The sequence below is a fragment of the Prevotella rectalis genome (assembly GCF_900607215.1).
GTDB lineage: Bacteria > Bacteroidota > Bacteroidia > Bacteroidales > Bacteroidaceae > Prevotella > Prevotella brunnea.
Map to the genome: position 1 here is coordinate 1,001,515 of NZ_LR027820.1, position 12,472 is coordinate 1,013,986.

Annotated in this window: 11 protein-coding genes and 1 pseudogene; 11 read left to right on the top strand and 1 reads right to left on the bottom strand. The window is 42.8% G+C overall.

Annotated features, from left to right (window positions below; genetic code table 11):
• Positions 1-185: 185 nt before the first annotated feature.
• A complete protein-coding gene (locus tag E0E16_RS14740; protein ID WP_255418116.1) occupies positions 186-725 on the bottom strand; it encodes a DUF4372 domain-containing protein in 540 nt (179 codons plus the stop codon).
• Positions 726-943: 218 nt separating this feature from the next.
• On the opposite strand from E0E16_RS14740, the pseudogene E0E16_RS05300 reads away from it, so the two are divergent.
• The 11 genes and pseudogenes from E0E16_RS05300 to E0E16_RS14270 all read left to right on the top strand — a co-directional run.
• Positions 944-1,087 (top strand): annotated as a pseudogene (locus tag E0E16_RS05300) (conjugative transposon protein TraK); the annotation flags it as partial.
• A gap of 4 nt (positions 1,088-1,091) precedes the next feature.
• Positions 1,092-1,568: a hypothetical protein gene (locus E0E16_RS05305; RefSeq protein ID WP_130829397.1), complete on the top strand. Its 477-nt coding sequence runs from the start codon at positions 1,092-1,094 to the stop codon at positions 1,566-1,568.
• 4 nt (positions 1,569-1,572) lie between these two features.
• Positions 1,573-2,961 (top strand): conjugative transposon protein TraM, encoded by a 1,389-nt coding sequence (locus E0E16_RS05310; protein WP_130829399.1) that lies wholly within the window; start codon positions 1,573-1,575, stop codon positions 2,959-2,961.
• 30 nt (positions 2,962-2,991) lie between these two features.
• Positions 2,992-3,927, top strand: a complete 936-nt coding sequence (traN, locus tag E0E16_RS05315; protein ID WP_130829401.1) for a conjugative transposon protein TraN — start codon at positions 2,992-2,994, stop codon at positions 3,925-3,927.
• Positions 3,928-3,931: 4 nt separating this feature from the next.
• Positions 3,932-6,250 (top strand): type IV secretory system conjugative DNA transfer family protein, encoded by a 2,319-nt coding sequence (locus E0E16_RS05320; RefSeq protein WP_130829403.1) that lies wholly within the window; start codon positions 3,932-3,934, stop codon positions 6,248-6,250.
• A gap of 1 nt (position 6,251) precedes the next feature.
• The gene (locus tag E0E16_RS05325; protein ID WP_130829405.1) at positions 6,252-6,902 is read left to right on the top strand and encodes a TraX family protein; all 651 of its coding nucleotides are present in this window, start codon (positions 6,252-6,254) and stop codon (positions 6,900-6,902) included.
• 137 nt (positions 6,903-7,039) lie between these two features.
• Positions 7,040-8,296, top strand: a complete 1,257-nt coding sequence (locus tag E0E16_RS05330; RefSeq protein WP_130829407.1) for a DNA methyltransferase — start codon at positions 7,040-7,042, stop codon at positions 8,294-8,296.
• Positions 8,293-9,225: a hypothetical protein gene (locus tag E0E16_RS05335; RefSeq protein ID WP_130829409.1), complete on the top strand. Its 933-nt coding sequence runs from the start codon at positions 8,293-8,295 to the stop codon at positions 9,223-9,225. The genes E0E16_RS05330 and E0E16_RS05335 overlap by 4 nt, the downstream gene beginning before the upstream one ends.
• Before the next feature lie 2 nt (positions 9,226-9,227).
• Positions 9,228-10,553 (top strand): ATP-binding protein, encoded by a 1,326-nt coding sequence (locus E0E16_RS05340; protein ID WP_130829411.1) that lies wholly within the window; start codon positions 9,228-9,230, stop codon positions 10,551-10,553.
• A gap of 23 nt (positions 10,554-10,576) precedes the next feature.
• Positions 10,577-11,596 (top strand): hypothetical protein, encoded by a 1,020-nt coding sequence (locus tag E0E16_RS05345; protein WP_147785579.1) that lies wholly within the window; start codon positions 10,577-10,579, stop codon positions 11,594-11,596.
• A gap of 197 nt (positions 11,597-11,793) precedes the next feature.
• Positions 11,794-12,472: DUF4372 domain-containing protein (locus E0E16_RS14270; protein ID WP_255418117.1), on the top strand; the 679-nt coding region annotated here is incomplete at its 3' end.

Sequence of the window (12,472 nt, forward strand, 5' to 3'; positions counted from 1 at the left end):
TTCTTGATATCCACATAGGTGATGATACGCGCTAAATGGTTGATACCGCCCTTCCTGAACGCCACCGCCGGCTCACGATATACCATCAGACCATCCTCGTTCATATCCAAGCAGTCTGCCAACACCTCGTATTTGAGATTTTTCTTCATCTTGGGGACATAGACGACGTTCCTCTCGGTCAGTTCCTAAAACTTGTCATAGTTGATAAATGCAAGATCCAGGGCAATGATTTCATCATGCTTGAAATGGCTGGGGGCGAGCATAAAGGAATCGTTGGTAGCGGCAGAGGTGAACTTCACGTCACAGTGAACTCCCTCGTTTGCATGAATGACGGAATGCACTTTTATGCCACCCTTCTTCTTTCCCGTCTTAGGATGACGGCCCACGCCCTTGAAGATGACGTTAGAGAACAGGGTTATCGTGGTGGAATCGATGATTCTCAGACGTTTTACCCATTCCTCCGTACCATTGCGTCGGCTGTCCGAAGAAAGTCTGTCCTTATTGGACTCGTAAAGGTCGTGATACACGTCCTCAAAGAATTTCTCCGAGCGTCTGGCGTTCGCGTCTGACAGGGTACTGCGCTTAGGAACCCTGTCAATGCCTATGTGATGAAGCTTGCGCACCTCAGCCGTCATTGCCGCCTCTATCTCGCGCAGGGAGTCGAAGCGCATGATGACTGCATACAGCATCGTAAGAAGATGGGTGAAGCCATCAAAGGTCTTCACATACCGCTCACCGCCGTTCCGACGGCTTATTTCAACTATTTTATTGGTCGAGAGATTTTATCAGCTGACCATATACCGGCTGTCCGAAGAAATGTGTACTTTTGCCCATGTTATCTGAGTTTGGAAACAAAAGCAAAGATAACAAAAAGGGCTGATACCTCGTGAGAAGTGTCAGCCCTAATTCATAAAAAATGTGGGATGTTTAGCGGACAGTAATAATTATTAAACGTCGTTCACGCGACATGAAACGCTCTCTTATCACGGTGGGCGGCATTGAGAATGTGCCCCGTACAAGGAACAATCCGCACGGTCTGCTGATTACCAACTGGAGAACATTGGAGAACAAAGACTTAGACTACTAAGGGTATGAAGAAGAAAATGAAACGTGCGAAAGAGGCCAAGGCCAGATGGGAACAGGAAACCAAGGTAAAGCTGGAGTCCTTTGTAAGGAAGCTCTCTTTGCAATGGAAGATACGGGAACGGATAGATGCTGCCAACGCATGGGCTGTGAAACACCCAAAGCGTACGGCAGCCATGACCATCGGTGCGCTGGTCTGTTCGCTCTGCTTGGGGATAGTCGTGTCACTCTATACTCCGCAACCCAGCAAGGATATTGTGGGGGAGATAGAGAATGTGCAGCCTATGTTCGCCGGACTGCAGAGCATACAGAACGGCAAGAACGTACAGGTTCGAGAGGTCGGACAACTGGCTCTGCGAGGACAGCAGCTGAAATGGGAACTGGATTCCTTGGTGCGTATTCCTATCAAGACGCATCAGGATTCCACGCTTATCATCTATAAATATAGGCAGCTCGAAATGATAGTGACAAACTTAAAACATTAATGATATGAAAGAACTGATTAAGAAATTCTTGCTTAAAGCTGGACTGACAAAGGAGGATGCTCCGTCAGACGCTGCACGGACGGAGGCTAATGCAGAAGCGCAGGGCGAAAATAAGGAAGAGTCCGACGAAAGGGAAAAGACTATTCCGAAAGAACCTCCAGTGGTGAAGCCCTTATCACAGGGCAAGAGTTGGTGGCGCATCGATTTCAAGCAGCCCAAGTATATCTTTCCATTGGCCATCCTCCTGCCCATCTTGTTCTTAGGCTATGAGCTGATTGGTGTGTTCGGAGGGCAGGGCGATGCCCAGAAGGGTGTTGCCACCGACAGTATCAACGCTTCGCTGCCCACAGCAGCCAATGATGAAATGGGGGACAAGATGGCGGAGATGAACAAACGTTATAACGAGGAAGATGCGGCATCGGCAGTGAACGGCATCGGTGAGGACCAGCCACAGCAGGACTCGCTCAGCAACAGTTATCAAGAGCATGAGCTGGACGATATAGACCGGCAGAATGCCATCAATGCGCAGCGGCAGAAGGACATGGAAGCCTTGCAACAACGACTGGAACAGTCTCGGAAGCACATCAATGCCTATGAGGGTGGAAGTTACGGCGGTGCATCCAGATACGGTTCGGGCAGCAGCTACGGCCGTAGCTCCCGACAAGCTGAGATGGATGACTATGCAAGGGAGGTGGAAGCGATTCAGAAGAGAAGCCTTGCTCGGCAAAAATCCTTGGAGAGGAGCATGGGCATCGGCGATGAGGATGAAAGTGGCAAAGAATCAAAAGTGTCACAACCCTTCAATGCACCTAATCGTAAGCCCAAAGAGAAACCTGCCATTGTCAAGAAGGTGATGGAGGGTAATGCGGATAAGTTCAACACTGTCAGTGCCGAGTCTACGGCGGAGGTTCCGTTGATCCGTGCCATGATAGACAAGACGACCAAAGCACACGAGGGTACGCGCCTCCGGTTCAAACTCCTCGATGATGTGACGCTCAAAGGGACAAAACTGAAGAAGGGTACCTATCTCTATGGTACGGTGACGGGATTCGGTCAGCAGCGTGTCATGGCTTCCATCACCAGCATCTTGGTTAAAGATAAGTTCATCAAGGTGGGATTATCCGTCTATGACAATGATGGCATGGAGGGCTTTTATGTGCCAGAATCGGCATTCCGTGACTTGATGAAGGATGCCAAGGCGAACGCCTTGCAGAGCAATATCAACTTCGACGGTGGGTATGGTGGCGGACTGAGTTCTGAGGCAGTGGCTCTGCAGGCCCTACAGAACATGTATCAATCAGCAACCTCTGCCGTGTCTGCCAATATCAGAAAGAACAAGGCACGGATCAAGTACAACACCATCGTCTATCTGGTCAATACCAATGCTGAGTAGCATTCAACAATTCATCAAACATTAGAAAATATGAAGCAGTTTTTAGTTATCTTGGTTGCCCTCATGGGATTGTGTGGCAGCCTTCAGGCACAGAAAATGTATAAGAACATTGAGGCAGACTCGGTTTCGGTGAGATATATCCGCAACGCAAGGCCCACGGACAACTACATCTTTGACGAGAACAGACGCAAGGATGTGGTGTTTGTCAACGAAGAGGTGACAACGCATCTGCTGATGCCAGAGAATATCAAGCTCGTGGACATTTCGACGAACAAGATTGTTGGTAACCAGTGTACGGACAATATCGTGCGTATTAAACCCTCCAGGAGAATGTACGACAATGAGTTGGTAGGTACAGTTACCGTTATCGGTGAGCGACATATCGTACAACTCAACGTGGTTTATACTGCCGGACCAGCGAAAGCCAACTCCATCTACCGCATCAAGAACGGGGATATGGGCAGATATGAGAATCCCGACGTGACGATGCCACGTAAAGAAATGGCAGCCTACGCCTGGGCTATCTTTGCCAGTAAACCGCAAAAGCATATCCGTTCCCACGAGTATGGCATCAGAGCAAGAGTGAACAATATCTTCAGCATCGGTGATTATTTCTTCATCGATTATTCACTCTACAATGCCACCAAAATCAAGTATGACATCAGTGAGCTACGCATCAAACTCACCGACAAGAAGGAGCTGAAGGCCACCAATTCGCAGACAATTGAGCTGACTCCGGTCTATTCCCTGAACAGTGCCAAGAGCTTCAAGAAGGCATATCGTAACGTGCTGGTACTCGACAAGCTGACCTTTCCTGAAGAGAAGGTGCTGAAACTGGAGATTTCGGAGGAACAGATTTCTGGTCGTGTCGTCACACTCAACATCGACTATAAGGATATTCTTCATGCCGACGGCATTGGTGAACAGATAATGGCGTTCCTCCCGGTTCTTAATTCGCAAAAGTAGCATCATGGCAGTAGAAGAAACAAGGGAACAGCAACAGATGTACAACACGTTCAGGAGTTGCATCTACCTTTTCTTGATTGTAGAGCTGATCATGAATCTCCCCATCACGACGGACAACCGTGTGACGGGATTTATCCTGGAACTCATCACACGCTTCAAGGTTTTCAACAATGTGGCATCGTGTAAGCTCATCGAACTGATATGTATTGGTGTGACATGCATCGGTACACGTCCACAGAAGGCATTGAAGTTCAATGTCAAGACAATGGTGCTTTACCCTATCGGCATCGGCATTACGTTCATTGCGCTCTGCATGATGCTTCATAAGGGCGTCTGGGGCGGAGTTTCATTTGGCTTCCCTACCAATCGTGTGCTCTACGCCATGACTTCCATTATCGGTACGATGCTTCTGCATCAGGGGTTAGATGGTATCTCTCGCTACTACAATTACAAATTGGGTGAAGACCGTTTCAACTTTGAGAATGAGTCGTTCCAGCAGTCGGAGGAACTGAATGAAAATCCTTATTCTGTCAATATCCCGATGATCTACTATTTCAAGGGACGCATGCACAAGGGATGGATCAACATCATCAATCCGTTCCGTGGCACCATTGTACTGGGTACGCCCGGTTCTGGCAAGTCGTTTGGTATCATCGACCCATTTATCCGTCAGCATGCGGCCAAAGGCTTTGCCATGATGGTGTATGACTACAAGTTTCCGACATTGGGAAAGACGCTGTTCTATCAATACTGCAAAAACAAGAAACTGGAGAGGCTGCCGGAAAACTGTGGTTTCCACATCGTGAACTTTACCGATGTGGAGTATTCCAACCGTATCAACCCTATACAACGGAAGTATATCCCTGACTTGGCAGCAGCGGCTGAGACAGCTGCAACGTTGCTTGAATCGCTTAACAAGGGGGGCGACAAGAAAGGCGGCTCGGAGGCGTTTTTTCAGAACTCGGCCATCAACTTCCTTTCGGCTATCATCTATTTCTTTGTCAACTTCCATCCGACGGGGTTCAAGGACGGCAAGAAACTTACTCGTTACATCAAATACAAGGGGAAGAAACTAAGGCTGATGACAAAGAACTGGCATGACTACCGAGCTGTCGACAAGAACGGTAACATGATTCTTGACTTTGTGGATGAGCTGAGCCACGATGTGTCGGTGGATGAAGATGGCATGTTCGTGGATCTGAATGACTTCACTTATATCAGCCGTAACGGACAGAAAGTGCATATCACTTCATCCTGGTATGAGGATGAGCAGGGACAGGTAGTGGAGCCTGACACCATTACAGGAGAATATTCGGATATGCCACATGTACTATCCTTCTTAGGTAAGCAGTACAGTGACGTATTTGACATCCTGATGCAGGATCAGAAAATTCTCTCGCTCATGGCTCCGTTCCAGTCGGCTTATACCAACAAAGCGATGGACCAACTCGAAGGTATGGTGGGTACGCTCCGTGTCAATGCAGCTCGCTTGGTTTCACCGGAAGCCTACTGGATATTTACGGGGGATGACTTCGACCTGAAGATTTCAGACACTGCCAGCCCTTCCTATCTCGTGATTGCCAACGACCCGGAGAAAGAGCAGATTGTGGGCGCACTGAATGCGTTGGTGCTCAACCGTCTCGTGACCCGTGTGAACAGCAGAGGGAATATCCCTGTTTCCATCATCGTGGATGAGCTGCCAACCTTGTACTTTCATAAGATTGACCGACTGATCGGTACGGCGCGAAGCAACAAGGTAGCAGTGACGCTTGGTTTTCAAGAGTTGCCACAGCTGGAGGCGGACTATGGCAAGAATGGGATGCAGAAGATTATTACCACTTGCGGTAACATTTTCATGGGTGCCGCCCGCAACAAGGAAACGCTGGAATGGGCGCAGAATGATGTATTCGGTAAGGCGAAGCAGACGTCCAAGTCTATTACCATCAATGACCAGAAGGTTTCCACATCTATCTCGGAGCGGTTGGACTTCCTAGTCCCTGCTGCCAAGATAGCGGACATGGCGACTGGTTGGCTCGCTGGTCAGTCAGCTCGTGACTTTACTCCGACGGAAGGCAGCATGATGCAGGGCTTCGACATTGAGAAGTCGGAGGAGTTCAAGACCTCGAAGTATTTCTGTAAGACCCACTTTGATATGGAACAAATCAAACAGGAGGAAAGTCTGTATGCCGACCTGCCAAAGATTTATCAGTTTGCCTCTAACCGTGAGAAGGAAATCATGCTGGGGCGTAACTTCAAGCGTGTCAATGACGAAGTGGATGCGATGATTGCTGAGTTGTTGGGCAAAGAAAAGAAAACAAAGTAACATGATCCTCGTTCAAGGTAAAGGGTTGTCAGGAAGCGCATTGAAGGTAATTGCATTGGTGTCCATGACATTAGACCACATAGCCTACTATCTGATGGACGAAAGCATTGCCTACGATGCCATGCGAACGGTGGGTAGGATGGCTTTTCCCATCTTCGCATTTCTGCTGGTGGAGGGGTATGTGCATACCCGTTCCGTAAGGAAATATGCGCTGAGTCTTTTCATTTTTGCTCTTGTGTCGGATATTCCGTGGTGGCTACTGAATCATGACAATACACATAATGTGTTCTTCACCCTGCTATTGGGGCTGGTGGCAATAGAGGGGTTAAGCAATGTTGGTAAGAAGTTTTTGCCCTGTTGCGTCTTGATGGTTGCAGTCTGTAGCATCGCTATGTGGCTACACGTCGATTATGAGTATTCAGGAATACTGCTGGTTTGTACGTTTTACGTGTTTCGCAAACACAACGTAATGAAATGTCTTTTGGCCTCCCTTTTTATGTACCAGTACGGTATGATTGGGGTTTGGCTGGGATTGGCGGTTATCCATTGTTACAACGGAGAACGAGGATTTATAAAAGGGCAGTATGCGAAGTATTTGTGCTACGCATACTATCCCTTGCACCTGCTTTGTATATGTACTTTCATCAACTAAGTACAAATTTCTATCCTTTAAGAAAGATATTAAATAATATTTTTGTATATTTGAACACTCAAAGATGGCTAAAGTATAACTCTTATTCCATCTATAGCATAATAATGATGAGATAATAGCGTTACCAAATAATAACAATGGATATTAAATACTATAGTAATATCGGGTCTGCTAAGGATAATATGAAGAGTCCTGTGAATAATTGGTATAAGTTCACGGCTGGCTTTTCATATCGTTTTGTAGATGATGTACTCGATGGCCAAAAAAAGAGGAAATCTGTAGTTTTTGATCCATTTTCTGGTTGTGGTACAACATTAGTTACATGCCAAAAACGCAATGTGTTTGCAGTTGGCAACGAAGCCCAAGAATTTATGTGTGATATTATCAATGCTAAGTTAAATTGGGATCTTGAGGATAGAATTGTAGAAAAGTATATAAATAAGATCATGGATTACCATGACACACATTTTGCCATTGATATTTCCGAAGAATACCATCCACTTCTTATAACTCTTTATGACGCAAATACATTAAAATCAATATATCTTCTACGTGATGCAATTCTTCAAATAATTCCTGATGAATACAAACTTTTTTTCAAACTCGCATTGAGTCAGACCCTCCATAAGTGTGCATTGAATCCTATAGCAGTTCCATACATAGTTAGAAGTAAGACTTTGAAAAATTCGGGACACCCTATAATGAGATTTTTAGAGATAGTGCATAAAATGATGGAGGATATACATAATCTACCCACCCATAAGAGAACTGCAAAGGTTTATCGGGCTGACTCTCGTAAAAAGAATGAGAACTTGGAAAATGGACTTTGTAATTTGTGTATCACGTCTCCTCCATATCTTAACAACCTTGATTATGGAGAAATATCAAAGGTTCACACCCATTTCTGGAAGATTACCAGATCTTGGAATGATTTGACTACAAATATTCGTTCACATCTTGTTACTGGAGCGACAACTCACTACCGTGACAATTCTTTTGAAATGGACGCTTTCAAAGAAGGAGAATTCGCTATTGATAACCATGACTTAATGGAAGAACTTGTACCTATTTTTTATAAGCTACAAGAAAGATCTAAAGAACGTCATGGAAAAAAAAGTTTTCATATTCTGATGATGTACTATTTTCAAGACATGTATCATGTGCTAAAAGAAATACGGAGAGTTCTTAATTCCCATGGCGCTGCATATTTGATATTGGGGGACTCTGCACCTTATGGAGAATATATTCAGACAACGAGCTATCTTGGGCGAATTGCACAGACTGTAGGTTTCAATGAGTATGAAATTTACAAGCTTCGTGATAGAGGTACAAAGTGGAAATTGTCAAATCGTCACAATATTAAACTTTCAGAAAATATCTTAGTATTAAGATGATGAATATAGATATCAGAAAATCCAAGGTCATCGCTTTTATTCCAAAGGCAGAGGACGAGGGCAAAGGCTGGAGTTATTCTTTTGTCTATAGCCTACTAGACATTAGAAACATCTACTCTCTTTGCTATAAGTACGATGGCTTTTCCTCTATTACTGACTGTTTGTCGTCTTGTGTTTCCAATAATATTGTGTCCGAGTCTGGAAAAAAATGGACTAAACGCAATTTACTCGAAGTAATCAACGCCCTTATCAATTTTTCTTTGCTTGAGAAAGGGTCTATGAGGCCTGTAGATAAAAGTGTTAAATTTGAGAACATGGGGCGTATAGCTCTGACAGAAAAAGAAACGTGTTTATTAAAGGATATTTATATTCGATACAAACGGTTTGCAGAATTCTGGGCTTTGTTTGAATTAAGCCAAGAGGAAAGGATAGTATTATCTTTTAATTATGCCAATCGTTTTACTAATAGTTTTATATTAGGGACGTGTAGCAACTCTCCAATTTATAGGATTATACCCAATCGAACTGACACTATGAGGTTTTGGGATGTATTCTGTTCATGGGGAGAGAAGCTACATATGTTGGAGAAAGTTTCATCTTCCTTCTTCCATTTAGAAACCATTCCCACGACATCAGGCTTATCTTTACTATACAAGATAAATACGATGCCGGAAGATTTTTCAATTCTTGATTATATACGATCTCACAAGCTAAAAAGGATTATGTTTATTCCAGACTTATTCTTCATGCTCATCAAGGAATTTCGTTATTCCATGAAAGAAATGAAATTGAAACTTACTACAGAAGTTTTAAGTCACTTAGACCAATACAGATTTCAAAGTACATCGCTAATTAATGTAAGTAAATATGATAAAGACTATTTGCCCATGGTTAACAATGTATATATGTCACATCTCTTAAAATTATAAATATGTCAGAAACTAGCATAGATATTCTCAAATCTTTTGAGAACGCCAAGGATAGTGAAACTATCCTGAAGACAAAGTTCGATCTTGATTCTAACCCTTTCCCCAAATCAGGAATAGCCGACTTAGATGCGACAGATGAGGTTATAAGCAAATTGGTACCAGTCTCTTCAGAGGTAACACAAAAGATTGTGTCATATATCAGGGATTCTATGTCCGATCGGAATTCAGATAATCGTTATCTAAGCCTTGTTATTACAGGCGAATATGGTACAGGTAAGACACAGACTCTCATGTTTATTCAATATTTACTAAAGCATTATCCTGGCTACAAGCCATATGTTGTGTATCTTGACGATCCCGGACAGAGTCTTTCAGAACTAATAGGAAGTGTCATTAGTGAGATAGGTATTGAAAATTTCAAAAGATATTTATGGAATATTTTCATGTTGCATGTAGATGACAACCAAGAAATTAAAAACAGATTTATAGAGTATATATCTTCACCAAGGATGTTTACAAGCTATAGCAACTTGGCTGCGAACTCTAAATTTGAATCATGTTTTAAGAGTTATAAGGAACTCGCGGATGCTTTATTAGGTGAAAAAGTGAATCGTGCTACCAAGAATGCGAGGGAAGAATTTTTACTTAACTCTATTATGACATGTTTTATAAACAAGTTCAAATATACTAATATTGCCCGTTACTATGTAGGTATCCTTTCTGAAAATATAAATATAAGTAAGTCTTGGGATCTTATAGTATCCGGGCAAGCCAAAGATTTAGCCAAGAAAGAGGTTGTGCTATTGAAATCTATAGTTGAGATTGTCAAGAACCAAATGGATTATACAGACTTCTATCTTTTAGTAGACGAATTTGAGGAAGTGTCTTCTAATCGCCTGACCAAGAAAGAAGCAGATAATTACATGAGTAATTTAAGAGCTCTTATCGACAGGGAACGAAACTGGTGTTCAGTATTTGCAATGAATCCTCGCGCATTAGAAGATGTGAAGCAGATATCGCTGGCTTTGTTTGGTCGAATTTCTAATAGTACTATTACCTTAACTCCTTTCGATGCCAATCAATTAGGTTTAGTAATCAAGAATTATATTGACACTGTTAGAAAAAACAATGACTCCATATATCCTTTCACAGATGCTGCCGTACAAACCCTATATAATGGTGTCGAGGATGAGAACCTAAAAGGATCGCCACGTTATTTACTCAAGCTATGTTATAGTATATTACAAGATGCCGCAGTGACCTTAGATAAAGGCCAAAGCATTGATGAGGATTTTGTAAAGAGTTTCCTTAATAAGATTGACGAGTAGAAATGGCGGTCCACATTGAAGAAATGTATCGAGTAAAGTATTTTCTCGATACAAATATCTTGGTTGATTTAATGGGTGGAAAATTTCCTAATCTTAATGCGGTTATGGATTTTTTTGCAAATTGCCCTTTTGTAGATTTACATTCATCAATGTATGTTCTCTATGAATTTGCAGAGGTGAGGAAATATGAATTGTTCTTAGCTAAGCTTAAGAAAAATCTCGCTATTGCTACTGACTATTCGAAAGCCAGAATTAAGAGCAACTGGAAGGTATGTAGGCAAGATTATTCTGTATATAAAGCTGATATTGAACAACAAGTTAGAGATGATATTAAGAAGTTGGAGAATGATTTCGACATAAACTTTGAGGAACATCCTCTTCGTGAGGAGATCATTAGACCTGCAATGTCTTTGTTCTTAACAACTCATATATCAAAAGAGGATGCTTTGGTTCTACTTTCCTGTGTATCGCCCAATAGACGGGAATCTATCACTGGCATGAACATTGTAACACATGATAAAGGGTTCTTTCATGCATCACAACAGGATAAGGAAACAATAAATAGTCTTTTTCAACAAGAAAACTTGGAGGTTCCTACCGTTATCAACACACACACATACATATCAGTAACAAATGGTTTTCCTATCAATCTTTATAAGTCCTCTTTAACAGACCATATTGAAGATACTCTTCGAAGAAAAATATTACTTCGTATAAAGGAACAAAAGAAATCTGAATTTGTTGGATACACTAAGAATCTCGGTAACAGGGGGAATGCAGCAAAGTGTATATGTTTTGTTTCATCAAGGGATGAGTCAATAAACCTGGCTGATGACGTTATATTAACCATCATACCACAATCTTTAGATTGCGTCACTTACGAAATACCACAAGGTATCTCTTTTTGGAAGAACAAAGCAGAAGATAAAGACATGATAATTAGAAAAGGAGATTGTATTTCGTTCATTGATGAAAATATTGATGATGTTACTTTGCTGAGACTAAGAAAGCCAAGAAATCTCGTATTCATAGAGCGTTATTAAATCAATTACAACATGTCATTCTATATTTAGATATGATGCTAAATTTTTGGCTGAATTATATGTATCCATACATTTTTGTATAGAATAATATTACTGTCCGCTAAACATCCCACATTTTTTATGAATTAGGGCTGACACTTCTCACGAGGTATCAGCCCTTTTTGTTATCTTTGCTTTTGTTTCCAAACTCAGATAACATGGGCAAAAGTACACATTTCTTCGGACAGCCGGTATATGGTCAGCTGATAAAATCTCTCGACCATGATAAAATAGTTGAAATAAGCCGTCGGAACGGCGGTGAGCGGTATGTGAAGACCTTTGATGGCTTCACCCATCTTCTTACGATGCTGTATGCAGTCATCATGCGCTTCGACTCCCTGCGCGAGATAGAGGCGGCAATGACGGCTGAGGTGCGCAAGCTTCATCACATAGGCATTGACAGGGTTCCTAAGCGCAGTACCCTGTCAGACGCGAACGCCAGACGCTCGGAGAAATTCTTTGAGGACGTGTATCACGACCTTTACGAGTCCAATAAGGACAAACTTTCTTCGGACAGCCGACGCAATGGTACGGAGGAATGGATAAAACGTCTGAGAATCATCGATTCCACCACGATAACCCTGTTCTCTAACGTCATCTTCAAGGGTGTGGGACGGCATCCTAAGACGGGAAAGAAGAAGGGAGGCATAAAAGTGCATTCCGTCATTCATGCAAACGAAGGAGTTCACTGTGACGTGAAGTTCACTTCTGCTGCTACCAACGATTCCTTTATGCTCGCCCCCAGCCATTTCAAGCATGATGAAATCATTGCCCTGGATCGTGCATATATCAACTATGAAAAGTTTGAGGAACTGACCGAGAGGAACGTCGTCTATG